Origin of the sequence: Streptomyces sp. NPDC093111 (genome assembly GCF_040683955.1) — a bacterium.
Lineage (GTDB): Bacteria > Actinomycetota > Actinomycetes > Streptomycetales > Streptomycetaceae > Streptomyces.
The window spans coordinates 101,311-125,281 of sequence record NZ_JBFBNW010000023.1 but is presented as its reverse complement, the minus strand read 5'-3'; the positions used below and the strand labels follow the sequence as shown (position 1 = coordinate 125,281).

General features: G+C 72.9%; 21 protein-coding genes. 9 read left to right on the top strand and 12 right to left on the bottom strand.

Going from position 1 to position 23,971, the window contains the following annotated elements; translation table 11 throughout:
• Positions 1 to 213: 213 nt before the first annotated feature.
• Positions 214 to 1,254 carry an asparaginase gene (locus AB0Q96_RS32755; protein ID WP_365331888.1) on the bottom strand — a complete coding sequence of 347 codons (1,041 nt, stop codon included), beginning with the start codon at positions 1,252 to 1,254 and terminating at the stop codon, positions 214 to 216.
• Between the two features lie 110 nt (positions 1,255 to 1,364).
• Between AB0Q96_RS32755 and AB0Q96_RS32750 the strand changes: the two genes are divergently transcribed.
• Positions 1,365 to 1,820 carry an Lrp/AsnC family transcriptional regulator gene (locus tag AB0Q96_RS32750; RefSeq protein ID WP_365331886.1) on the top strand — a complete coding sequence of 152 codons (456 nt, stop codon included), beginning with the start codon at positions 1,365 to 1,367 and terminating at the stop codon, positions 1,818 to 1,820.
• Between the two features lie 215 nt (positions 1,821 to 2,035).
• Positions 2,036 to 3,004, top strand: a complete 969-nt coding sequence (locus AB0Q96_RS32745) for a LysR family transcriptional regulator (protein ID WP_365331884.1) — start codon at positions 2,036 to 2,038, stop codon at positions 3,002 to 3,004.
• Positions 3,005 to 3,094: 90 nt separating this feature from the next.
• Here AB0Q96_RS32745 and AB0Q96_RS32740 read toward each other — a convergent pair whose 3' ends face one another.
• Positions 3,095 to 5,692 (bottom strand): collagenase, encoded by a 2,598-nt coding sequence (locus tag AB0Q96_RS32740; RefSeq protein WP_365331882.1) that lies wholly within the window; start codon positions 5,690 to 5,692, stop codon positions 3,095 to 3,097.
• Between the two features lie 591 nt (positions 5,693 to 6,283).
• Here AB0Q96_RS32740 and AB0Q96_RS32735 point away from each other — a divergent pair.
• Both AB0Q96_RS32735 and AB0Q96_RS32730 read left to right on the top strand, forming a co-directional pair.
• Positions 6,284 to 7,084: an endonuclease gene (locus AB0Q96_RS32735; protein WP_365331881.1), complete on the top strand. Its 801-nt coding sequence runs from the start codon at positions 6,284 to 6,286 to the stop codon at positions 7,082 to 7,084.
• 185 nt (positions 7,085 to 7,269) lie between these two features.
• Complete coding sequence (locus tag AB0Q96_RS32730) at positions 7,270 to 8,607, top strand: AMP-binding protein (RefSeq protein ID WP_365331879.1); 1,338 nt, start codon at positions 7,270 to 7,272, stop codon at positions 8,605 to 8,607.
• A gap of 3 nt (positions 8,608 to 8,610) precedes the next feature.
• Here AB0Q96_RS32730 and AB0Q96_RS32725 read toward each other — a convergent pair whose 3' ends face one another.
• Positions 8,611 to 9,132 carry a hypothetical protein gene (locus tag AB0Q96_RS32725; protein ID WP_365331877.1) on the bottom strand — a complete coding sequence of 174 codons (522 nt, stop codon included), beginning with the start codon at positions 9,130 to 9,132 and terminating at the stop codon, positions 8,611 to 8,613.
• Positions 9,133 to 9,381: 249 nt separating this feature from the next.
• Between AB0Q96_RS32725 and AB0Q96_RS32720 the strand changes: the two genes are divergently transcribed.
• Both AB0Q96_RS32720 and AB0Q96_RS32715 read left to right on the top strand, forming a co-directional pair.
• Positions 9,382 to 10,098 carry a flavodoxin family protein gene (locus AB0Q96_RS32720; protein WP_365331875.1) on the top strand — a complete coding sequence of 239 codons (717 nt, stop codon included), beginning with the start codon at positions 9,382 to 9,384 and terminating at the stop codon, positions 10,096 to 10,098.
• Positions 10,099 to 10,222: 124 nt separating this feature from the next.
• A complete protein-coding gene (locus tag AB0Q96_RS32715) occupies positions 10,223 to 11,428 on the top strand; it encodes an MFS transporter (RefSeq protein ID WP_365331873.1) in 1,206 nt (401 codons plus the stop codon).
• A 5-nt stretch (positions 11,429 to 11,433) separates the two neighbouring features.
• Here the strand turns inward: AB0Q96_RS32715 and AB0Q96_RS32710 are convergent, their stop codons facing one another.
• Positions 11,434 to 12,201: a GntR family transcriptional regulator gene (locus tag AB0Q96_RS32710; protein WP_365331872.1), complete on the bottom strand. Its 768-nt coding sequence runs from the start codon at positions 12,199 to 12,201 to the stop codon at positions 11,434 to 11,436.
• 163 nt (positions 12,202 to 12,364) lie between these two features.
• Here AB0Q96_RS32710 and AB0Q96_RS32705 point away from each other — a divergent pair, with 163 nt between their 5' ends.
• Both AB0Q96_RS32705 and AB0Q96_RS32700 read left to right on the top strand, forming a co-directional pair.
• Positions 12,365 to 13,663, top strand: coding sequence for a VWA domain-containing protein (locus AB0Q96_RS32705; RefSeq protein WP_365331871.1), 1,299 nt, complete (start codon positions 12,365 to 12,367; stop codon positions 13,661 to 13,663).
• Entirely contained in the window at positions 13,663 to 14,472 is an 810-nt protein-coding gene (locus AB0Q96_RS32700; RefSeq protein ID WP_365331869.1) for a hypothetical protein, read from the top strand. Before AB0Q96_RS32705 ends, AB0Q96_RS32700 begins: the two co-directional genes overlap by 1 nt.
• A gap of 82 nt (positions 14,473 to 14,554) precedes the next feature.
• On the opposite strand, the gene AB0Q96_RS32695 is transcribed toward AB0Q96_RS32700, so the two are convergent.
• From AB0Q96_RS32695 to AB0Q96_RS32665, 7 genes are all read right to left on the bottom strand, one after another.
• Positions 14,555 to 15,256: a response regulator transcription factor gene (locus tag AB0Q96_RS32695; RefSeq protein WP_365331867.1), complete on the bottom strand. Its 702-nt coding sequence runs from the start codon at positions 15,254 to 15,256 to the stop codon at positions 14,555 to 14,557.
• Entirely contained in the window at positions 15,253 to 16,557 is a 1,305-nt protein-coding gene (locus tag AB0Q96_RS32690; RefSeq protein WP_365331865.1) for a sensor histidine kinase, read from the bottom strand. Before AB0Q96_RS32690 ends, AB0Q96_RS32695 begins: the two co-directional genes overlap by 4 nt.
• Before the next feature lie 76 nt (positions 16,558 to 16,633).
• Positions 16,634 to 17,860, bottom strand: coding sequence for an acyltransferase (locus AB0Q96_RS32685; RefSeq protein WP_365331863.1), 1,227 nt, complete (start codon positions 17,858 to 17,860; stop codon positions 16,634 to 16,636).
• Complete coding sequence (locus tag AB0Q96_RS32680; RefSeq protein WP_365331861.1) at positions 17,853 to 18,845, bottom strand: alpha/beta hydrolase; 993 nt, start codon at positions 18,843 to 18,845, stop codon at positions 17,853 to 17,855. Before AB0Q96_RS32680 ends, AB0Q96_RS32685 begins: the two co-directional genes overlap by 8 nt.
• A gap of 153 nt (positions 18,846 to 18,998) precedes the next feature.
• Positions 18,999 to 19,583: a dihydrofolate reductase family protein gene (locus tag AB0Q96_RS32675; RefSeq protein ID WP_365331859.1), complete on the bottom strand. Its 585-nt coding sequence runs from the start codon at positions 19,581 to 19,583 to the stop codon at positions 18,999 to 19,001.
• 39 nt (positions 19,584 to 19,622) lie between these two features.
• Positions 19,623 to 20,102, bottom strand: a complete 480-nt coding sequence (locus tag AB0Q96_RS32670; protein WP_365331857.1) for a (2Fe-2S)-binding protein — start codon at positions 20,100 to 20,102, stop codon at positions 19,623 to 19,625.
• 31 nt (positions 20,103 to 20,133) lie between these two features.
• Complete coding sequence (locus tag AB0Q96_RS32665) at positions 20,134 to 22,488, bottom strand: molybdopterin cofactor-binding domain-containing protein (RefSeq protein ID WP_365331855.1); 2,355 nt, start codon at positions 22,486 to 22,488, stop codon at positions 20,134 to 20,136.
• Here AB0Q96_RS32665 and AB0Q96_RS32660 point away from each other — a divergent pair.
• Positions 22,430 to 23,458, top strand: coding sequence for an NAD(P)-binding domain-containing protein (locus tag AB0Q96_RS32660; RefSeq protein ID WP_365331853.1), 1,029 nt, complete (start codon positions 22,430 to 22,432; stop codon positions 23,456 to 23,458). The genes AB0Q96_RS32665 and AB0Q96_RS32660 overlap by 59 nt on opposite strands.
• Here the strand turns inward: AB0Q96_RS32660 and AB0Q96_RS32655 are convergent.
• Positions 23,374 to 23,784 (bottom strand): hypothetical protein, encoded by a 411-nt coding sequence (locus tag AB0Q96_RS32655; protein WP_365331852.1) that lies wholly within the window; start codon positions 23,782 to 23,784, stop codon positions 23,374 to 23,376. The two genes, AB0Q96_RS32660 and AB0Q96_RS32655, sit on opposite strands and share 85 nt — an antisense overlap.
• Positions 23,785 to 23,971: the final 187 nt, after the last annotated feature.

Genomic DNA, 23,971 nt, shown 5'->3' with positions numbered 1-23,971 from the left:
GGGGTAGGGGGTGTCCGGACGTGGCGGCGCCCGTAACGAGCGAAGCGAAGTGAAGGTCGCAGTCCGGACACCCCCTACCCCCGCGGAGGCACCGGCCCCCGCGAACCCACGGGTCTCGCGGAGGCACCGGCCCCCGCGAACCCACGAGTCTCGCGGAGGCACCGGCCCCCGCGAACCCACAAGCCGAGGGCACCCGCGAGCGGGCCCCAGAGATCAGTGCGCGGCGGCCAACGAGGGCTCGGACCGCACGGGCCCCTCCAGCAGCGTCCGGAGCAGCGCCACCCGCCGCTCGGCGGACGGCGCGTCGGCCAGCAGGGCGGCCAACAGCGCGATCCGCGCCTGGCCGGGCCGCAGCGTCCCGGCGAGAACCGCGCCGGCGGCGGCCAGGTCGACGGCCCCGCCGCCCGTGTAGACCTCGGCGACCGGCCCGGCGGCGACCCGCGTGGACAGGACGACGAGGACGCCCTGGGCGACGGCGTCGGCGACGGCCGCGGCTATCTCGGGGGTGGCGTTCCCGGCCCCGGTCCCGACGAGGACGACTCCGCGGGCCCCGGCCGCGACCGACGCGTTCAGGAGCACCGGGTCCCCGTCGGAGTGGTGCATCACGATGTCGACGCGGGGCACCGAAGGCCCGGCGTCGGGCACGGGCAGGGGCGCCGGCCGGACGGGCTCGCGCTCGATGTCGACCTGGCCGAAGCCGAGCCGGCCGACCCGCTCGCCGGACGGGTCGGCGAAGGGGTCGGAGGCGAGGGTCTTGGTCTTGACGGTGCCGCGGGCCGCGTGGACCAGGCCGTCGAAGACGACGAGGACGCCGAGGCCGTGCACGGTCGCGGCGACCTGGAGCGCGTCGTACAGGTTGCCGGGGCCGTCGCCGTCGCCCGTGCCGAAGGGCCGCTGGGCGCCGGTGAAGACCACGGTGCGCGGGTCGGAGTGGTGCAGGTCGAGGAAGAAGGCCGACTCTTCGAGGGTGTCGGTGCCGTGGGTGACGACGATGCCGTCGACGCCGGGGTCGGCGAGCGTCTCGTGGACGGCGCGCAGCAGAGCCAGCTGACGGTCGGTGGTCATGCGGGAGCTGTTGACGTTGAAGAGGTCGAGGACCTCGACGTGCACGCCGTCGGGCACGGCCGCGGTGGCGACGACGTCGTCACCGGAGGCGTCGGCGGCGTAGCCGCTGCCCGTCCAGCGGCTGGCGATGGTGCCGCCGGTGCTGATCACCACGATGCGGCGGGGCCTGGCGTCGCGCGTCCACTTCATACCCGTATTTCCCTTTCCCTCATAGTACGCCGCAACGATAGGCCAACGACCACGCAAGACGATTGCGATTTCTCCCCGGAATCATGAACTCCGTGGCGGATGATTGCGCCATGGACAGAATCGATCTGCACATCTTGCGTGAGCTCCAGGAGGACGGCCGCCTGAGCAATCAGGAGCTGGCCCAGCGCATCGGCCTCAGCCCGTCCCCGTGCATGCGCAGGGTTCGGCAGCTGGAACAGGACGGCGTGATCCAGGGCTACCGGGCGGTGATCGACCCGGCGGCCGTCGGCCGGAGCTTCGAGGTCCTGGTGTCGGTCGAGGTGAAGCGGGACCGGGAGACGGTCGAGGCGTTCGAGGAGGCCCTGCAGGACATCCCGGACGTCATCGAGGCGTACCGCCTCTTCGGCAGCCCCGGCTGCCTGCTGCGGATCGCGGTCGCGGACCTGGCCGCGTACGAGCGTCTGTGGATCGAGCGGCTGACGACGCTGGCGGGGGTCACGGAGGTGAACTCCCAGATCATCATGAAGCGGGTCAAGGAGCCCAGGGGCCTCCCGGTCGAACGCTGATCCGCCGGAGTGGGCGGTCCCCGGGTGGAGCGGGGCATTCCATGGGCAGGATCAGGTCATGTACGGTTCAACCGCGCGTGACCGGCCACAGCACCGCGACGAACCGCACCGCGACCGCGCCGAACGCACCGCGACCGCAACGGGCGTCACGGAGGACGCACGGCCGATCTCCGGACGCGTCACAAGGCTCTGCTCGCCTGAAGGGCGGTGTTCCGGTGGAACTCGAGCTGCGTCATCTGCGCGTGCTGTGCGCGATCGCCGACTCCGGCGGGGTCGGGCGGGCGGCTTCCGCGCTCGGGTACACCCAGCCCGCGATGAGCACGCAACTGCGGCGCATCGAGGGACTGCTCGGCGAAGGCGTCTTCGTCCGCAGCAACGCGGGCGTGGAACTCACCGCCTACGGTGCGCAGGTCGTGGGGCAGGCCCGGGAGATCCTGGCCCTCGCGGACCAGCTGACGCGCCTGCGGCACGCCGGTACGCGCGCGGCGACCCGTCGGCTCCGTCTCGGTGCCATCAACACACCGGTGGTGCCCGCGCTCCTGGACGCCCTCCGCGACGCCTGTCCCGATCGCGTCGTCTCCGTCAACAGCGTGTACGCCACGGCGGACCTGCTCGACCTGCTGGAGAGCGGAGAACTGGACGTCGGCCTGGGCTGCGACTACCCCGGGATGCCGATGCGCCATTCCTCGCGTCTGCGCCACCGGGCGGTCAGGACCGTCCCGGTCTTCGTGGCGGCGCCCTCCGGCCATCCGCTGGCGCACCGTATCGAGCTTCCCCTGGAAGGTCTGTCGGAGGACACGTGGTTCGTCTCGTCCGACGACGGAGTGGGGTGGCCCGGCGCCTTCTACGACGCCTGTCGGGCGGCGGGCTTCACCCCCGCGGCCACGCACGAGTTCCACATGCTGGACCAGTTGCAGTCGATGATCGCCAAGGGACTCGGCGTGGCCGCGGTCCAGCCCACCGTGCGCCCGATCGACGGGGTCGTGATCAGACCGCTGGCGGGAGATCCCCTGTGGCAGCGGCATCTGCTCATCTGGCGCCCTGACCTGGTCGAGTCGTCGGTGGTCGAGGCCGTGCACCACCACGCGGTCCGTACCCACTGGCAGTTGCTGGCGCAGGCACCGCACTTCCAGAAGTGGGTGGCACGCGCGTACGCGCCTCCTCGTCCCGTGGACGGGAAGTAGGAGGCGCGCGGCCGGGCCCGGGGCGGGGCAGGATGTCCCCCCGCCTCCGCCCCGGGCTCATGTGGTGCGGGTCCGTCCGGCGGTCGGCCGTCAGTACGTCGTGGTGACGGTGCCGCCGGCGAAGCCGCTGACGGCGTACAGGCTGATGTAGTGGGCGCCGGCGGCCGGGTTGGCGATGGTGAGGGTGTGGCCGTTGCCGGCCCCGGTGGCGCGCTGTGTGTAGCTGGTGGTGCCGGGCCAGCCGGTGGCGCTGTAGTACAGGTCCGCGTCACCCGTGCCGCCGGCAGTGGTGATCTTCAGCTGGGTGGTGCCGGCGGGGACATAGAGGTACAGGTAGGCGTAGTTCCCGGTGGTGGCGGACTGGTTGCTCCGCCGGCAGTTCCGGCCGAGTTCCCGGGCGTCGGAGCCGGTGCACTCGGTGACGGTGCCGCCGCCGGTGGCGACGGTGACGGTCCTCGCGACGGTGGCGGTGGCCCCCTTGTCGTCGGTGACGGTCAGCTTCACCGTGTACGTACCGGCGGCGGTGTAGGTCTTGACCGGGTTGACGGCGGCCGAGGTGGTGCCGTCGCCGAAGTCCCACGAGCGGCCGGCGACGGTGCCGTCCGGGTCGGTGGACTGGTCGGTGAAGGTGACCTTGAGTGCTTGTACGGCGGTGCTGAACGCGGCGGTGGGGGCCTGGTTCGCGGGCGGGTTGGTGCCGCCACCGCAGTCGCCCGCCGCGCAGCCCGCCAGCCAGGCGTACCAGTCGCTGTCGTAGCGGGTGCCGATCGTGCCGGTCAGGTGGTTGCGGGCGGCGGCCCAGTCGCCTGCCCGGTAGGCGGCGAGCACGGTGTCCATGTCGGCACGGTGCCTTTCGAGCATGTACCGGGTGGCCAGGTAGCCCCAGCGGTAGATGCGCGTGGTGTCGTTGTCGTACGTCGTGCCGAACAGGGTGCTGAGGGCGTAGGTGCGACGGCCCGCCTCCGTCATCGCCTCGGTGTAGGGGACGCCGCGGTAGGAGTAGGAGACGTACTCGGCGAAGCCCTCGATCCACCAGATGGTCGGGGTGGTGACGTTGGCGTTGAAGTCGCCGTGCATGTCGAAGCGGCCGTCGAGGTAGTGCGTGTACTCGTGGTTGAGGTTCCAGATCTGGAAGTCGGGGCGCAGCCACTCGGCCTCGTAGGCGATGAACCGCGGCTGGTTGCCCGCCGCCGCGGGGTCGCCTTCGAGGTACATGCCGCCGTTGTTGGTGTCGATCCCGTACATGGCACCGGCGTAGGTCTGGTAGTCGGTGCTGGAGTCGAAGACCACGACCTCGATGGTGCCGTTGCCGTCGCCGGCGACGGGGCCGTTGTCACGGACGATGCCGTGGAAGTACGCGTCCTGGCTGCGCAGGCTGCCGCAGCTGGACGCCAGCTCGGCCGAGGTCATCTGCTGGGCCTTGATGGTGATGCTGGAGCTGCACGGGTAGGTCACCGTGAGCACCGACCTCGCCAGCTGGTCCTGGAGGTTGCAGGTGCCGTAGGAGGAGCAGTTGGCCTTGTCGTAGGAATCGGTCATCTCGGCCACGCCCACCCAGAGCGGCGCGGTGGGGCCCGTGATCGAGCTGGCGCCCAGCAGGCCGACGGCCAGGGGACGGACCTTGGTCCGCAGGGTGGAGTGCTGCAGGAACCGGCCGAGTTCACGTCCGGCGTTGGACGTCAGGTAGGACTGGTTCGTACCCAGCAGGGCGATGTGGCCGCTCGCGAAGGTGTACAGCGCGTCGATCAGGCTGGGGTCGGACTGGACCGCACTCACGAAAGCGGGCACCTGGTGCCCTCGGAAGGTCACCGTGTAGACGTTGTTGACCGCGTTGAGCATCCACCAGGACGCGTTCCACGTGGAGTCGTAGTCCGCCAGCAGGCGCTTGACGACATAGATGTAGCGGGCGTTCTCCTCGGCGCTGTCGATGAGGGTGACGGCCTCCGCGAGGGTCTCGCCGTTGGCGTCGCTGACGTCGCGGGAGCGGGCACTGGCGAAGAAGGAGTCGAGACCGGCGCGTATCGCCGTCTGCAAGGTGCTGCCGTAGGCGCCGACCGCGGCGGCGTTGTAGTAGTGGACGTAGTAGCCGGCACGCAGGTAGAGGACGAGTTGCGGCATGCCGGTGCTGGCGTCGCCCGGGTAGGACGCCGAGCCGTCGCGCAGGGCGTAGGCGACGGAGGTCATCTGCGCCTCACGGAAGGCGGAGTAGGCGTCGTTGCCGGTCAGGTTGAACAGGGTGTTGACGCAGTCGGTCGTCGACGCCTTGATCTGCTGGACCAGCGCGCTGCCGGTGCGGCTCGTGAAGTCGGATACGTTGCAGGCGGCCGCGGTCCCCGCCGCCACCGATCCGCGCGCCGCCTTCTCCCCCGACGCGGGGGGAAGCGCCGAGGTCTCCGCCGTGGTGCCGTAGACCTCCCTGAGCGCGTCCTTGCTCGCGGGCAGGGGCGGCAGCAGAGCCGTCTTCACGCGTCCGTCCGCGACATGGTGCGGCTCGGTGACTGCGGACCGGGCGGCGGGCGGCGGGCCGTCGTACGTCGCGCCGCTCGCCAAGGGCGCGGCGGACTCGGGCACTTCGTTCGCGTGGCTCGGCTGGGCCGCCAGGCCCGCGCCCAGGGCGAGGGTCAGGGCCAGCGGCAGTGCCGCGCCCAGACCTCTCCGGACCAGTGATCTTCTCACTACGCCTCCCATGAGGGATGGGGGCCACGCGCACGCGGCCCACCGAAAGGGGGAGAGGACGTGGGGAACGGAGTGCCGCACCGCCGTGACGACGGAGACGGGCAACCCCCTGTTTGACATGGCCACGCCCTGCTGTAACCGGACCATTGCACAGGTGACATGGCACAGGGAACCGCCCGCGACGGCGCAGCGCCGCCGACCGGCGTACAGGCGAACCGGTCCGGACCTCGAACCCGGCCCGAAAGGACTGGTCAGAGCGGCGTCGAGCCCTGACGGTCCGGCATCGCCCGGCCCGCCGACCGAGGCATAACACTTCCTCCGCGCCAGGCATAAGACCCGTTCGCCTCGCCGGCCGTACGGGACCGGAGGCGCCCCGCGATCCGGTCCGGACCACCCCGTCCGCCATGGCCGAAACGGGGGGTTGCCGACAACTCCGCCGAAGTCGGCAGCTGTTCACGAAAAATATGGGCGCCCACAGGTGACATCCGGCCATGGGGTCCATCAGCATGGACACCTCAAGCAAGTCAACGCGCGTAGCGCCGCTCCGCGCACGTCACCGTCCCCACCTCGTCCCGACCTCACCCCCACCTCAGGAGGACCCCCATGCCCGTCGTGTCCCTAGGCAGATGGAAGGTGTGGGCCGCGCTGTCCGCCGCCGTCGTCGGCCTCACGCTCCCCACGCTGACCGCGACCCCCGCGAGCGCCACGACCACCGCGTACGACGCCACGTACTACAAGGACGCGGTCGGCAAGACCGGCACGAGCCTGAAGTCCTCGCTGCACACCATCATCAGCAGCCAGAGCAAAATCTCGTACGACGCGGTCTGGAACGCGCTGAAGGTCACGGACCAGGACCCGAACAACACCGCCAACGTGATCCTGCTGTACAGCGGCACCTCGCGCAGCAAGTCCCTCAACGGCGGCGCGGTGGGCAACTGGAACCGCGAGCACGTGTGGGCCCAGTCGCACGGCAACTTCGGCACCTCGGCCGGTCCGGGCACCGACCTGCACCACCTGCGCGCGGCGGACGTGCAGGTCAACAGCACGCGCGGCAACAAGGACTTCGACAACGGCGGTACGGCGGTCAGCGGCGCGCCGGGCAGCTACACGGACAGCAACTCGTTCGAGCCGCGCGACGCGGACAAGGGCGACGTGGCCCGCATGATCCTCTACATGGCCGTCCGCTACGAGGGCGGCGACGCGTGGGCGGACCTGGAGCCGAACGAGTCGACGACGAACGGCAGCGTCCCGTTCATGGGCCGCCTGTCGGTCCTGAAGCAGTGGAACGAGCAGGACCCGCCGAGCGCGTTCGAGGAGCGTCGCAACGACGTCATCTTCAACAGCTACCAGGGCAACCGGAACCCGTTCATCGACCACCCGGAGTGGGTCGAGGCGATCTGGTAGAACGGCGCGCGGGTCGGAGGTGCGCCGCTCGGCGCGCCTCCGACCGCCGCTTGGACGTTCCGCCGAGGGCGTCCCGCATCCATGGTCGGGACGACGCATTGCCCCGGTGGGCGAGGGCAGCCTGAAATGCCAAGGTCAGCACGTGTCCACGCGTCCGGTCGAGGGACCGGCACCGAAGGAAGCACATGACCTCCCTGCTTGACGGCTGCACGCCCTGGCCCGAGGAATTCGTCGACCACTACTGGGCGGCCGGGCACTGGCGCGGCAACACGCTCGACAACCTGCTGCGCGGCTGGGCCCTGGACCACGGCCCGCGCACCGCACTGGTCCACGGCGGCACCCGGGTCAGCTACGCGGCGCTGAACCGGCGCGCGGACCGGATGGCCGCCGGGTTCCGGCTGCGCGGGCTGCGGCGCGGCCAGCGGGTGGTGGTGCAGCTGCCGAACGTGCCGGAGTTCGTCGTCACGGTGTTCGCGCTGATGCGCGCCGGAGTGGTCCCGGTGTTCTGCCCGACGACCCACCGCGAGGCCGAGGTCTCCGACCTGGTCCAGCTGACGCAGGCCACCGGCTACGTCGGCCCGTCGACGTACGCGGGTGTCGACCACACGGCCATGGTGGCGGAGATCGCCGCCCGGGGGCCGTTCCTGCGCCGGGTGTTCACGTACGAGCCGCCGGGCACCGCCTCCCCGTTCGGCGGCGGACTGACGACGGACCCGGCGGGCTGCCACTACAGCCCGCTGGACTCGATCGACGCCCCGCCCGAGCCGGCGCTCGCGCAGGGCGCCGACCAGGTGGCGCTGCTGGTGCCCGCCGGTTCCCGGCTCGTGCCGCGCACCCACGACGACTACGCCTACCAAGCGCGGGCCGCCGCCGAGTCGGTGTCGCTCACCGAGGACGACGTGTACCTGGCCGCTCTGCCGGCCGAGTCCGCCTTCGCCTTCGGCTGCCCCGGCATCCTGGGCACCCTCATCGCGGGTGGCACGGTCGTGCTGGCCGACTCCCCGGACCCGGCCGCGTGCCTGCCGGTCATCGCGCGCGAGCGGGTCACGGTCACCTCGGTGACCCCGGCGATCGCCGAGAGCTGGCTCGCCGCGCACTCCGGAGCCGCCGACCTCAGCAGCCTGCGCCTCGTGCAGATCGACGGCGACCCGCTGCCCCGGCAGACCGCCGAACGCGTCGCCGCCGCGCTGGAGTGCCGCCTGCAGCAGGTCTTCGCGCTGCCCGAGGGTGTCCTCACCCTCACCCGCCCCGACACGACCGCGCCGGCCTCGCACGGCCACCCGCTCTCCCCCGACGATCAGCTCCGCATCGTCGACGCCGTCGGCGAGGACGTCCCCGACGGCGCCACCGGTCACCTCCTGGCCCGTGGCCCGTACACCCCGCGCGGCCACTACCGCGCCCCCGACTCCCTCGCCTTCACCCCCGACGGTTACCTCCGCACGGGCGCCCTCGCCCGGCGCGCGCCGGACGGCGGCCTGCTCGTGACGGGCCAGGCCGTGGAGGCGCCGGACGGGGGCGACTGACCGTCACCCGGCGTCGCTCGCGTGTTCCTTGAGGAAGGCTCCGGCGTACGCCGCGGCCTCCTCCGCCGTCCCGCACCCCGCCCCGTCACCGGCGGTGCCGTCGGCGCCCTCCCCCGTCCAGCTCCAGCCGGTGGACGGGTCCTGGGCCAGCCGAGCGGTCCCGCCGAAGAGCGCGAGGACGCCGGTCCGTGCCGCCGGGGGTGCGGTACGGACGACCGCGTCGGGCCACTTCTTCCGGGCGCCCTGCCGGGTGATCCCCCAGACGGCACCCAGCTGCTCGTAACTCGCCCCGTAGGAGCCGGCGGTCGCCGCGGCGCCGGCGGTCAGCCGCCTGACCTCCGCGTCGACGGCCTTCCACGCGGCGAGGACGGACAGGGCCACGTCGACGGGCTCCGCGTTCCACATCTGCTCCGCGGGGAGTCCCGTCTCCCGGGTGCGGAGGGCGGAGGCCAGGGGGTTCAGGGCCTCGTACAGGGCCGTGTCCAGCGCGGTCCGCTCTTCTGGGGTGATCTCGGTCGGCATCATGCGACAACCATAGTTCACGAGCCTCGGTTTCGGTAACTAAAGTTGTCGCCATGGTCGGAGGCGCCTATCCCCGGTGCGGGCGATCGGGGGTCGACTTCCCCGTCGTTGGCGCGGCGTCCGGCCATTCCACGCGACGAGGCGGGACAGTGGACGGGACTCTCGGCCGGACCGCCCCGGGGCCCATCGACGTCGACGGCCGGGCGTGTCGCGCCGCATGACCGCCCACTCGTCCGCAAAGGGAACGCACCGATGACCGACACCGCCACGCCCTACCGTGATCTCCGCGCCCTGGTGATCAACTGCACGCTCAAGCGGTCGCCGGAGCGCAGCCACACCCAGGGGCTGATCGACATCAGCACCGGGATCATGGAGCGCCAGGGCGTCCAGGTCGAGGTGCTGCGGGCGGTGGACATCGACCTCGCGACCGGCGTGTGGCCGGACATGACCGAGCACGGGTGGGAGACCGACGAGTGGCCCGTCGTCTACTCGAAGGTGATGGCCGCCGACATCCTCACCCTGGCCGGACCCGTATGGCTGGGAGACAACTCCTCCGTCATGAAGAAAGTGATCGAGCGCCTGTACGCCTGCTCGTCGATCCTGAACGAGCACGGCCAGTACGCGTACTACGGGCGGGTCGGCGGCTGTCTGATCACGGGCAACGAGGACGGTGCCAAGCACTGCGCGATGAACGTCCTCTACAGCCTGCAGCACCTCGGCTACGTGATCCCCCCGCAGGCCGACGCGGGCTGGGTCGGCCCGGCGGGCCCCGGACCGTCCTACCTCGACCCCGGCTCCGGCGGTCCGGAGAACGACTTCACGAACCGCAACACCACCTTCATGACGTGGAACCAGCTCCACCTGGCCCGCATGCTCAAGGACGCCGGCGGCATCCCGGCCCACGGCAACCAGCGCTCCGAATGGGACGCCGGCTGCCGCTTCGACTTCGAGAACCCCGAGCACCGCTGAAGGGGGGCGGCCCCTCGATCAAGGGGCCGATGGTCGGCGTCGGGAACCTGCCAGACGATGATGCCCGTTGCTGCTGGACTGGAGATCACACTCTCCATGTGATGCCCCACTCGGGACGGGATTCATGTCCACGGCAACCACCCCTTCTGTCCAAGCCCCCGCGTCGCCGGACGCTTCACCCTTCGTCTCCTGGCTGGCCGTCATCTCGGTCATGCTGGGAATCTTCGCCATCGTCACGACCGAGATCCTTCCGATCGGCCTGCTCACGTCGATCGGATCGAGCTTCACCATTTCGGACGGCATGGCCGGTCTCATGATGACCATGCCGGGATTCCTCGCCGCGGTCTCGGCCCCTGTGGTCACGGTGGCCACGGGGCGTGTCGACCGGCGGGTCATGCTGGGCGTGTTCATCCTGCTGCTGTCGCTGGCCAACTTCCTTGCCGCCGTCGCGTCGAGCTACTGGCTGGTCCTGGCCTCCCGCGTCCTGGTGGGCGTCACCATCGGCGGCTTCTGGTCCATCGGGGCGGGACTCGCCGGTCAGCTGGTTCCCGCGCGGTTCGTGGGCCGTGCGACCTCGGTGATCTTCTCCGCCGTACCGCTCGGCTCCGTACTCGGAGTGCCGCTGGGCACGTTCATCGGCGACGTCGCGGGCTGGCGGACGGCGTTCCTCGTCCTGGGCGGCTTCACGCTGGCCGTCCTCGTGCTGCTCCTCGCGGTCGTCCCGCCCCTCCCTTCCGACCGGGCGGCGCGCCTCGATGTCCTCGGCGGCATGCTGCGCGGCGTCCACACCCGTTTCGCCCTGGTCATGACCTTCCTCGTCGTGCTCGCCCACTTCGGCACGTACACGTACGTCACCCCCTTCCTGGAGCGGGTGACCCACGTCGGTTCGGGTCCGATCACGGTCTACCTGCTCCTCTACGGTGCGGCCGGCATCGTCGGCAACTTCCTCGGCGGATCCACGGTGGGCCGCCACCCGCGGTCCACCTTCGCCGCGGCGGCGGGCCTGATCGCCGCCGCGACCCTGCTCCTGCCCGTCCTGGGGCGGTCGGACGCCGGCGCGGTGGCGCTGCTGGCCGTCTGGGGCGTCGCGTACGGTGCCGTCCCGGTCTGCTCCCAGACGTGGTTCTCCAAGGCCGCCCCCGACTCCCCCGAGGCGTCCTCCGTCCTCTTCACCGCCTCCTTCCAGGCCACCCTCTCCCTCGGCGCCCTGGCGGGAGGGGCCGTCCTCGACCGTTCCTCGCCCTCCACCGTGATGGTGCTGGGTGGGCTGGCTGCCGCCCTGACGGTCCTCGTGGCCTGGGCCCACCGGGCGGGGAGGGTCACCGTGTGAAGGCGTCAGCGCGCGAAGAGGAGGCGTACCGCCACGTCGCGGTAGTGGCGTACGTGGTGCAGCGCGTACGCCGCCGCCGCGTCCCCGTCCGCCGCCGCGATCGCCTCGTACAGCAGCCGGTGCTCCTCCCACAGCGACTCCGGCTCGTCCACCTGCCGGAACAGCCAGCGCAGCCGCCCTTCCAGGGACTCCAGGGCGGTGACGAGCAGGTCGTTGCGCGAGATGCGCACGATCTCGGTGTGGAAGGCGGCGTTCGCGCGCGACAGGTCCTCGGGGCCTCCGGCGTCGGTGGCGGCGCGGGCCCGCGCGAGGAGTCTGGCGAGGGCGTCGAGTTCGGTGAGGGTGCGGCGTTCGGCGGCGCGGCGGACGGCCAGGACCTCCAGCGCCTCGCGCATGTCGAAGAGGTTGTCGACGTCCTGCCGGGTCATCTCGCGGACCACGATCCGGCGTTGCGAGACGGTCCGCAGGAAGCCCTCGCCGATGAGGATGCGGATCGCCTCCCGCACCGGCACCCGTGAGACGCCGAACTCCTCGGCCACATCGCGTTCGACGAGCCGGTCGCCCGGCTTGAGCCGGCCCGTGATGATGCGGTCGCGCAGCCCCTCGCAGACCTGATCGCGGAGCCAGCCCCCGGAGGGCGCGGTCGCGGCGGGACCGGCGCCGCCACCCGACGCGCCCTTCCGCGAGCCCGGGTCCCGCTCCGGCTTCCTGCTCGATCCCGGCTCCGCCCCGGCCCCCGGCTCCGCACCCGGCCCTGATCCCGCCCCGGTCATATGTCCTCCCGGTGTTCAGCCCTTACCGTATGCCACCCGCGCACCCGGCCCTGGCCTGACCCCGCCACCGGGCCCGACCCCTTCGACCGGTCCTGACCCCCTTTCACCGCCCCCGGGCCGGCCCGGTTTTGGATTGCCGGACGATCGTCCATACGATCCTGCGATGATCACGAGAAAACGGCTGGCGACCGGGGCCTGCGGTGCGCTGCTCGCCGCCCTGGCCGTCGGGCTCCTCCCGACGAGTGCCGCCGCCGACGACGGCCCGGCGGCGACGGACTCCCCCAAGGAATCCCCCAAGGTCGAGCTGGTGCTCGACGTCAGCGGATCGATGCGGGCGCGGGACATCGACGGGCAGTCCCGCATGTCCGCCGCGAAGCAGGCCTTCAACGAGGTCCTGGACGCGGTCCCCGAAGAGGTCCGGCTGGGCATACGCACCCTCGGTGCGGACTACCCGGGCCAGGATCGCAAGCGCGGCTGCAAGGACACCCGCCAGCTCTACCCGGTCGGCCCGCTGGACCGCACCGAGGCGAAGACCGCCGTCGCCACCCTCGCCCCGACCGGGTGGACGCCGATCGGTCCCGCGCTGCTCGGCGCCGCCGAGGACCTCAAGGGCGGCGAGGCCACCAAGCGGATCGTGCTCATCACCGACGGCGAGGACACCTGCGCCCCGCTCGACCCCTGCGTGGTCGCCCGGGACATCGCCGCCAAGGGCATCCACCTGGTCATCGACACCCTGGGTCTGGTCCCCGACGCCAAGACCCGCCGCCAGCTGATGTGCATCGCCGAGGCCACCGGCGGCACCTACACCTCCGTGCACCGCACCGAGGAGCTCTCCGGGCGCGTACGGCAGCTGGTCGACCGCGCGGCCGACCCGGTCGTCACCCCGGTCGCCACCACCGGCGCCGAGCGGTGCGCCGACGCCCCCACGCTCAAGCCGGGCCTGTACACCGACCGGCAGACCTTCGGCCGGCACCGCTGGTACCGCGTCGACGTCCTCCCCGGCCAGGAGCTGCGCGCCTCGGTGAGCATCTCGGCCGACCGGGCCGTGAACAACGACTACGGCGTGCTGCTGCGGGCCGTCACCGTGCACGGGCGGGAGATCGTCCGCGGCTCCGAGGCGGGGGACGGGCGCACCGACGTCGTGTCGACCGGTCTGCGCTACCCGAAGGCCGAGCTCGACCAGGGCTTCGGCGACGGCGACGCGAAGCCGGCCGCCGAGGTCGTCTGCCTCCAGGTCAGCAACTCCTTCTCCGCTCCCCCGTCGGTCAAGACCACGCCGGGCATGCCGGTCGAGCTCGCCGTCGACGTCGTCGACGGGCCCGCCTCGGCCTCCGACGTGGCCTCGTTCGGCCTCGGCCGCGGCTGGTGGCTGCTCGGTGCGCTCGCGCTCGCCGGCTTCCTCGGCGGTCTGCTCTGGGGCTGGCTGTCCCGTTGGCGCCTCGCGGTCTGGAGGACCCACTGATGCCGATCGTCCCCCGTACCCTCGGCCGGCTGACGGCGGGCCTCGCGCTCGCCGGTGCCGCCCTGCTCGGCCCGGCCGCCCCGATCGGGTCCGCCGACTCGGCGACGCCCACCCCGAGCGCTTCCGCGACGGACGCGGGCCCCACCGAGGCCGGCACCTCCTTCCGTACCGCCGCCTTCTTCCGGCAGGGCCAGGAGGCCACGGCGCAGGCGTCCACGGGTGACTACCTGTACTGGGTGTTCCCCGCCGACACCGGCCAGCGGCCGACCGTCGACGCGACGGTCACGCTGCCCGAGGCCGCCCTGCGGCACGGCTCCTCCGCCTGGCGGATCGACGTGTACGACGGGCTGCGCAGGCGCCAGCCGTGCATGTACGGGATGCAGAGCCGGCTCGCGGCCAAGGAGACGGCGACGGTCAGGCTGACCTGTGTGCTGCGTCCCGTCCGGGCCGCCGCGGACACCTGGTCGAACGAGGCGCTGCCCGGCAGCTACTTCGTCCGGCTGACGGTGACCGGGCTCCCCGAGGAGGACCTGGGCCAGCCGTTCTCGGCGCGGCTCGCCGCGACCTCGCTCGACAAGGGCGGGGCGTACGCGACGGACGGCGCGCTCGCCGTGCCGCTGGTGCCGGGGGCGAGCACGCCGGAGACGGTCGAGGCCCGCGCGCCCGAGGACGGCTGGTCCTCGGGCTGGTGGTCGGACCGCTGGATCTGGACGGCCGCCGGCGGTGTGCTGGCCGCCCTCGCCGGGATCGGCGGCTACGTCCTGACCCGCGGCTCGGGCCGCCCCGGCCACGTCCCTCCGACGGCCTGACGGTCCCCCGCCCGCACGCGGCCCCCTCCGCTCGTCCGTGGACGCGTGGAGGGGGCCGCGTGCTGTCCCCGTGTCGCGCGGGTCAGAACCCGCCGGGGCGGACCAGGCCCGTCTCGTACGCGTGGACGGCGGCCTGCGTACGGTCGCGCAGCGACAGTTTGGTGAGGATGCGGCTCACGTACGTCTTCACGGTCTGCTCGGCGACCACGAGCCGTGCGGCGATCTCGGCGTTGGACAGGCCCTGCGCGATGAGCGTGAGCACCTCGGTCTCGCGCTCCGTCAGGGCGCCGACCCGGTCCATGAGCGGGGAGCGGGGCGTGGGGCTGAGCCGGGAGAACTCGGCGATGAGCCGCTTGGTCACGTTGGGGGCGAGCAGCGCGTCGCCGCGCGCCACGACCCTTACCGCCTGGGCGAGTTCCTCGGCGGAGGCGTCCTTCAGGAGGAAGCCGGACGCGCCGGCGCGGAGCGCCTCGTACACGTACTCGTCGAGGTCGAAGGTGGTGAGGACGAGGACCTTGACGGTGGCGTCGGCGGGCGCGGTGAGGATGCGGGTGGCTTCGAGGCCGCCGGTGCCGGGCATCCGGATGTCCATCAGGACGACGTCGGGGGCTAGTTCGGCGGTCCTGGCGACGGCGTCGGCGCCGTCGACGGCCTGACCGACCACCTGGATGCCGGGTTCCGCGTTCAGCAGGACGGTGAAGCCCTGCCTGACCATCACCTGGTCGTCGGCGATGAGCACCCTGATGTCGCGCTCGGAACCGCTGCCGTGACTGCCGTCGGTCATGAACCGTCCTTCGTGCGGGGTGGGTCGAGGAGGGGGGCGGGCAGGGTGGCGGTGACGTCCCAGCCGCCGTCGGGGGTGGGTCCGGCCGCGAGTTCGCCGCCCAGCATGGCGGTGCGTTCCCGCATGCCGAGCAGCCCGTGCCCGGGTTCCCTGCCCCCGCCCGAGGGTACGGGGCCGGTGCGGCGGGTGGCGGCGGTGTTGGTGACCCGTACGGTCAGTCCGTCGGCGTGGTAGTGCGTGGCCACGGCGGCCCGGGCGCCGGGCGCGTGCCGCATGGCGTTGCTCAGGGCCTCCTGGACGATGCGGTACGCGGAGAGTTCGGTGCCCGGGGAGAGCGACCGGGGTTCGCCGACGGTCTCGGCGGTGACGTCGAGGCCGGTCGCGCGGACGTTGGCGAGGAGTTCGCCGAGCCGGTCCAGGGTGGGCTGCGGGGCGTGCCGTACGCCCGCGGCGGCGTCGCCCGCCGCCCCGTCGCCGCGCAGGACGCCGAGGACCCGGCGCAGTTCGGTGAGGGCGTCGACGGCGTTCTGCCGGATGCCGGCCAGGTTCTCGCGCAGTTCGGGGGACGGGTTCTCGACCAGGTGCGGGGCCACTTGGGCCTGGATGGAGATGACGGACATGTGGTGGGCGACGACGTCGTGGAGCTCGCGGGCGATCCGGCCGCGTTCTTCGAGTAGGGCGCGCCGGGCGCGTTCCTCCGCGGTCAGTTCCTCCTGCTCGACGAGCCGGGTGCGCGAGACGCGGGTCGCCCGCAGGGAGGCGCCGACGACGGTGGCGGTGGCGAAGGCGGTGATGCCGGCCCAGAGCGTCGGCAGGTGCGGGACGCCGCCGGGGGTGAGGGCGCCGATTCCGGTGAGCAGGGTGATGCCGAGGGCCGTGGCGGCGGCGACGGGCCGCACGCGCAGGGAGAGCAGCAGCAGCACGAGGGTGTGCAGGGCGATGGCGCCGGAGTTCCAGGGCCACTCGGCGCCGAAGACCGAGGAGGTGACGTTCACCGACACCATGACCGCGGCCGTGGAGAGCCACCAGCCGGCGGCGGGCCGGGTGAGGGCGAGGACGGGGGCGGCGCACTGGGCGACGACGAGCAGGGTGACGCTGCCGGGGGCGGGGTCCATGGACCGCGCGTAGAGGTTCAGGTTCCACACGCCGAGGAGCACGGTGAGGAGCACGAGGTGGGCGTGCGGCAGCCAGTTGAGCCAGCGGTTGCGGGGCAGCGGGTCACGCCGCGCGGTCCAGAGGTCGGCGCGCAGGACGGCCGGCACGGCCCGCAGGGCTCCTTCCCACCGTGTCGTGTCCTTCACTGCGTTCCCCCCGGCGTGTGCGTGTGATGGCGTGTGGGTGCGTGCGTCGTTTCGAAGATCGTCTCGGTGTCCCAGCCTAGGCACGTCGCGCCTCCGTCCGGACGGCGGGCCGCTGATCCGCCGGGCGTGCGGGGCGGTCGCGCCGGGCCGGACGCCGTGCGGTGCTCCGCTCGTACGCGTGGAACGCGGCGCCGCAGATCAGCAGGGCGCCCACGAAGAGGGGGAGCCAGCCGAGCCGGGCGAGGACCCAGGTGTAGCCGTCGGGGACGGTGTGGAGTCCGGTCAGGGGTCCGTGGCCGAGGAATCCGGCGGTGAGGAGTCCGGCGGCGGTGACGGCGATCATCGCGGTCTGGTGCCAGAGGAAGACGGTCATGGCGCACAGGTTGAGCAGGGCGACGGCGGCCCAAGCGGCGGGGCGGCGCAGGACGCGGCGGAGCGGGCCGAGGAGCAGCATGGCGCCGCCGGACTGGGCGAGGCCGAAGGTGACGGCGGCGAGGGTGGGCGGGTTGAGGTTCGAGACGGGGGCGCCCGGCACGCCGACCATGGAGCCGGGGTAGCCGGCGAAGGCGACGAGCAGTCCGGTGGCGGCGGCGCCGCCGAGCAGCAGCCCCCAGGCCGCGCCGGAGCTCAGCGGGCCGCGGCGGGCGAGGAGGGCGCCGAGGCAGTACGGGACGAGCCAGCCCGCGGGCAGGTTGAGCCAGCCGAGCGCCTCGGGTCCGTCGAAGCCGAAGCGCAGCAGGTCGACGTGGAGGACGACGGCGAGCGGCCACAGCGGGTGGATCCGGGCGACGAGCGGGGTGGCGGCGGTGAGCGCGGCGAGGACCAGCAGGAACCACAGCGGGGAGAGCACGAGTTTGCCGAGCGTGTGGAGGGTCTGCCAGGGCACCCCGCAGGCGAGCATGACGCCCGTGGCGACCGTCCAGACGCCGAGCAGCGGGACGACCGGCCGGAAGAGGCGGCGCAGTCGGGCGGAGATCCAGCTGCCGTGGCTCTCGCCGCGGGCCCGGGCGGCGGCGTGACCGCGCGCCGCCACGTGTCCGCCGACCAGGAAGAAGACGGCGAGGGTCTGGAACACCCAGGAGACGGGGGTGAGTTCGGGAAGGTGCCCGAGCGGGCTCTCGACGCGGAGGGTGCCGCTGTCGCTGACGAGGGCGGTGACGCACCAGTGGCCCAGGACCACGCCGAGGATGGCGAGGCCGCGGAGCGCGTCGAGGGCGCGGTCGCGGCCGGGCGGGGTGGCGGTCTCGACGCGGTCGACGACGGCGCGGAGGGAGGCGCCGATCCCGCGGGTGCGCTCAGGCATGGTGGGGCTCCCGTCCGTCGGTGATCCTCGCGATGTTCTCCAGCGGTACGGAGCCGGGGAGGAGGTAGTCGCTGTGGCCGCCGTCGCCCGCGTCGAAGGTGCGGGCGCCGAATCCGGCGGCCAAGGGGTCCTCGCCGAAGCCGAGTTCGGTGCCGGGCAGCAGCGGGAGGCGGACGTGCGGGACGTCGCCGATCCAGTCGGCGGCGCCGCGCCCGGCCCAGACGGCGGCCCGGGTGTGCAGGTCGGCGACGGAGTCGGAGCCGGTGCCGGGGCTGCCGTAGAGGACGAGGGCGTCGGCCGGGAGGCCGGCGGCCGCGCGGGCGCAGACCACGGAGCCGTACGAGTGGCACAGCAGGGTGATGCGGGCGTCGGGCTTCGCCCGGCGCAGCTCGTCGACGAAGGCGCGGAGCGCGGGTGCCGCCTGGTCGGCGCGGCCGGGGGTGAGGGAGGCGGTGCTGCCGGTGGCGGGGGTGCGGTAGCCGAGCCAGGCGACGACGGCGGCGTGGGTGCCGGGGCGGGCGCTGAGCGTGTCGTGGAGGGCGACGGCGCCGGCCCGGAAGCGCCCGTAGCGGTCGAGGTCGGTGTCGGCTCCGGGGACGAGCACCGCGATGCGGTCGGCCGCGGCGAGGTCGCCGACGACCTCGGCGGCGCGTCCGCCGTCGCGTCCGTCGAAGGAGAGGAACCGGCGTCCCGGCGCGGCCATGGCGTGCAGGGAGGCGGCCCGCTTGTGTGCCCCGTACGCGTCGGCGCTCCGCTCGGCCGCCCGTACCGCCGCCCGTCCGGCCGTGTAGCGCGCGGCGAGCTCCTCGGTGCTCGCCGCGGTCAGCGGCGCGACGGGCGCGGGGGCGGGGGCGGGTACGTCCACGGGCCGCGCGGCCCCGGCGACCGGCACCGCGACGGTGGCGGTGACGAGCGCGGCGAGCAGGGTGCGGCGCAGTCGTCCGGGGGCGGGTGCGCGGCGGGGGCCGCGCGGGAGGGGCGCCATGGGTGTTCCTTCCGTACCGGGTTTCGATCCGGCACCGAAGTTACGAAGCGTGGCGTGTGGTCGGCGTCCCACCGGGGAGCCAAACCCCGGGGTAGCTCTCAGGTATGACGGGTACTCCGTACGGGGGCGTCGCCGTGGCCGTCGGCCGGCGGGTCACTCCCCTTCCGGGCCGGCGTGGACCCTCTCGTAGCGCAGCAGCACCACGCCGTTGGGGAAGGTGCGGGTGGTGTCGAGGCGGAGGTCGGCGGTGGCGTCCGTCGGGGCGAGGAGCGGGGTGCCGCGGCCGATCACGACGGGGTGGACGTAGATCTGGTAGACGTCGATCAGGTCGTGCTCGCGGAAGGAGGCGACCAGGCCGGCGCCGCTGAGGGTGAGGTCGCCGTCGGCCGCGGCGGCGAGGGCGCGGACCTCGTCCGGGTCGACGCGTGGGACCACCGTGGTGTTCCAGTCGGCGTGGTCCAGGGTGGTGGAGTAGACGGTCTTGGGCATCGTGCGCCAGATCCCGGCGAACTCCCGCGTGGCGGGGGAGGCCGCCGGGTCGGCGTCGGCCGTGGGCCAGAAGTCGGCCATCAGCTGGTGGGTGCGGCGGCCGCTGAGGAAGTGGCCCATGGCGGCGAGTTGCTCGTTGAAGTGGAGGTGCAGCTCCTCGTCGACGCGGTGCCACGCGATGTCGTGGTCCGGCCCTTCGATGTAGCCGTCCAGGGACACGCCCGCGAACAGAACGATCTTTCCCGGCATCTGGTGCACACCCTCTCGTGGGCGAGGGCCCCGGCCGTGTCAGACCATGCGGCGGGCGCCCTCCTTGATGGCCTCTCGGATACGGTTATAGGTTCCGCAGCGGCAGATGTTGCGGATCTGGTCGAGATCGGCCTCGTCGACCTCGCGCCCGGCCTCGTGGGCGCGGCGCACGGCCGCCACGGCGGTCATGATCTGGCCGGGCTGGCAGTAGCCGCACTGGGCCACGTCGATGTCGAGCCAGGCCTCCTGCATCGGGTGGAGGTCCTTGCCGACGGTCGCGGGCAGGCCCTCGATGGTGGTGACCTCGTCGGCGGGCGTGAGGTCCTTCACGGGGACGGCGCAGGGTGTGAAGGCCCGGCCGTTGAGGTGGCTCGTACACGCCTGGCAGACGCCGACGCCGCAGCCGTACTTGGGGCCGGTGACGCCGAGGACGTCCCGGAGCACCCAGAGCAGGCGGACGTCGTCCTCGACCTCGGCGGTGACGGCCTTGCCGTTGAGGATGAAGGTGTGCTGGGGCACGGTGGCTCCTGGTTCCTGTCGGAGGTCGGCGTCAGAGGGCGCGGGCGCGGCCGTCGGTGGGCGACGCGGGGATGGGCGGGACGGTCGGCAGCGGCGTGAACGGCAGCGGCTCGGCGTGGTTGACCGGGAAGCTGGTCGGCATGGTGCCGGTGGCCCGGCCGTAGGCGCAGGCGACGGCCGCCGCGGCGGCTCCGACGGCCAGCTCGCCCGCGCCGCCGGGCTTGTCGCCCGTCGGTGGCATGACGATGATCTCCAGCTCGGGCGGGGTGTTCCACTGCCGGGTGTAGTAGTAGTTGTCCCAGCTGCTCTCCTGGAAGTGCCCGTCCTTCAGGTGGAGTCCGGAGGTGAGCGTGAGGGCGATGCCGTCGATGATGCCGCCCATCATCTGGGCCTCCAGACCGCGCGGGTTGACGGCGAGTCCGACGTCGACGGCGCACACGACCTTGGTGACGCGCGGGCCCGTGTAGGCGTCGCGCACCTTCCGCCCGGTGGTGGCGGGACGGCAGTCGATCTCGGCGAGCACGGCGACGAAGGCGTGGTACTCGGGATGGACGGCGATGCCCTGGGCGGTGCCGGGTTCCATCCGGCGGCCCCAGCCGCCCGCTTCGGCGACCTTGTCGAGCACGGCGCGCGCCCGCTCGTCCTTCAGGAGGCGGCGGCGCAACGCGAGGGCGTCCTGCCCCATCCGCTGGGCGAGCTCGTCCAGGACGAGCTCCTGCGCGCAGCGCACGTTGGGCGAGTAGATGTTGCGCATGGAACCGGTGTTGAAGCCGGTGTCGACCTCGTTGAGGAGCTGCGTGGTGACGCCGAGGTGGTACGGGCTGGCCTGGGTGAGCTGGAACATGGTCTCGGAGAACGCCAGGTTCGCGACGGGGAGTTGGGCGACCTCGGAGGTGATGATCTCGCCGATGCCGTGCCCGAAGTCGGTCGCGACGGAGGTGTGCCGCTGTTCGTACGTGAGGATCTCGCCCAGGGCGTACGTGGCGCGCACCCGGGAGGTGGCCATCGGGTGCGTACGGCCCTGCCGGAAGTCGTCGGTGCGGTGCCACATGAGCCGGACGGGCTTGCGCATCTTCTTCGAGATCTCGGCCGCCTCGCCGGCCGCGTCGTGGAACAGCTTGCGTCCGAAGGAGCCGCCGCCCTCGGTGACGTGGACGGTGACGGCGCCGATGGGCAGGCCGAGCCGGAGGGCGATCTTCTCCTGGGCGACGATCGGCGACTTCAGGCTCGCCCAGATCTCGGCGGAGCCGGGGCGCACGTCGGCGACGGCGCAGTTCGTCTCCAGGGCGCCGTTGCTGGCGAAGGCGAAGGTGAACCGGGCGTCGACCGACTTGGTGAGCAGGTCCAACGGGGGCACGACGAGCGGCAGTTCGGCCCGGCGGAGCTTCTGGAGGACGGTGGCGTCGGAGGCGCCCTCGGCGGTGCCCGGACCCCAGGTGACCTTCAGCGCGCGGACGGCGTCGATGCACTGGCCGAAGGTGCGGCCCCGGACGGCGACGCCGGTGGAGACGGCGACGACATCGGTGATGCCGGGCATGGCCTGTACGTCGGCGAGGTTGTCCACCGAGCGCACGGTGCCGTTGATGGTCGGCGGGCGGCAGACCATCGTGGGCAGGGCGTCCGGAACCTGCACGTCCATCGCGAACTTCTTGCGCCCGGTGACGGCTTCGAGCGCGTCGACGCGCCCCCGTCCGGTGCCGATGACGCGGAACTTCTCCGGGTCCTTGAGGCTGACGGAGACCTGGGTGTCGGTGAGCGCGGCGGCCTTCACCGCGAGCTCGCCATAGCTGAGGCTCACCCCGGCGGCGGAGGTGATGACGCCCGCCTTGGCGGTGAGCGTGCCGACGAGCTCGCCGAGTTCGAGGGCGGCGGCGCGCAGCAGCCGGCCGCGGGCGATCGCGGCGGCGACGCGGATCGGGGTGAAGGTCGAGATGGTGGTGTTGGAACCACCGGTGAGCTGGTTGAACAGCAGCTCGGGGCGGGCGTCGGCGAGGGTGACCCTGACCCGTTCGACGGGCAGGTCGAGCTCCTCGGCGATGATCATCGCGGTGGAGGTGGTGATGCCCTGGCCGACCTCGGCGCGGGGCAGCGCGAAGTGGGCGGTGCCGTCCGGGTCGATCCGGATGGTGACGAGGTTCGCCGTCGGGAGGGCGGCGTGCGTGAGCATGTCGTTGAGGTCGTAGAGGTCGGCGGGCCCGGGCAGGGACGGCACGACGGCCGGGACCGCGGCGGCGGCCGGCCCGGGCGCGAGGACCTCCGCGCCGACCTGGGCGGCGACGGTGAGGGTCGGCGCCGCCAGGACGTATCCGAGGAATCGGCGCCGGCCGATGCCGCGGGGCGGCGCGGCCTCCTGCTCGTGCTGTGCGGCGCGGTCCTGCGCTGTCATCGGCGCTGCCCTTTCGATGCGGGGTGAAGGAACGAAGGATGAGTTGAGGGGTGAAACGATGCCGGGCACGGCGAACCGGGAACGGAACGCCGTGTGGTGCGTGCCGGGCGGACGCGGAGGACGCGGTGCCCCGCCGCCCAGTGGATCATCACCCGTCCGGGCCCGTGGCGGGGCCCGAACGGCCCGGTTCCCACCCGGGGCACGCCAAGTTCTCACGCCCGGGACGGGGAATAGCGGGCGGGGTCGCCCGGTTGCGCACTTCCACAGCGGCGAACCGCGCCACCCGCCCGAAAGGCAGACGCTCATGAAGATCGGCATCATCGGGGCAGGCAACATCGGCGGCAACCTCACCCGCCGCCTCACCGCCCTCGGCCACGAGGTGTCCGTGGCCAACTCCCGCGGCCCGCAGACGCTCACCGCCCTCGCCGAGGAGACCGGCGCGACCCCCGTGCCCGTCACGGAGGCGGCCCGCGGCGCGCGGCTCGTCGTCGTCACCATCCCCCTGAAGGCGATCCCCGACCTCCCGGCGACCGGCCTGTTCGACGGGGCGGCCCAGGACTTCGTCGTCCTCGACACCGGCAACTACTACCCGCGGGAGCGTGACGGCCGCATCGCCGCCATCGAGGACGAGGGCCTGACCGAGAGCCGCTGGACCGAGCGCCACCTGGGCCACCCGGTGGTCAAGGCATTCAACGGCACCTACGCCCAGGACATCCTCGACCGCCACCGCCCGTCCGGCGACCCCGAGCGCATCGCGCTGCCGGTCGCGGGCGACGACGAGCAGGCGAAGAAGACGGTCCGCGAACTCATCGACGAGCTCGGCTTCGACACGGTCGACGCGGGCGGCATCGACGACTCCTGGCGCCAGCAGCCCGACACCCCCGTCTACGGCCTCCGCGGCGGCGTCGAGGCGGTCGAACGCGCCCTGGCCGAGGCGTCGCCGGAGCGGCCGGAGTCCTTCCGCGGCTGAGCGACGACCGGGCCGCCGCGCCCCGTCCGCACGCGCCCCCTCCGCACGCGCGCCGACCGGCCCCACGCGCCCCGCGCCGTCGCGACCGCCCGGCCCCGGCACTGCCGCAGCTGCGTGCGGGACAGCCGGGCACGCTGGCCGCCGCCCGCGATCAGGGCGTTCACCGACACCATGGGGTCGCCCCCGGCGGTCCGCGCCACGAGCGCCCCGACCACCAGCGGCAGCAGGGCCACCGCGAGGGCCGAACCGGTGGCGGTGGCCGTGGCGGTGACGTTGCGCAGGGGGCGGGGGCCCCGGGAGGCGCGGCGCGGGGTGTGCGTGTTCATGGTGACAGTGCACCAGCGGGGCGGGCGGCCGGGCACCGTGCCGCGTACTCAGGTGGACGGGCGCCGGGTACTCATCCTCGGGCGTCCGGCACCTCCTCCCCCACCGGCCCGGTGCGAAGGGGCGGCGCCCGCTCGGACGAAGGGGATGCGCCGGAGGGGGCTTTGGGCGACCCTCGGCAGGACGGAA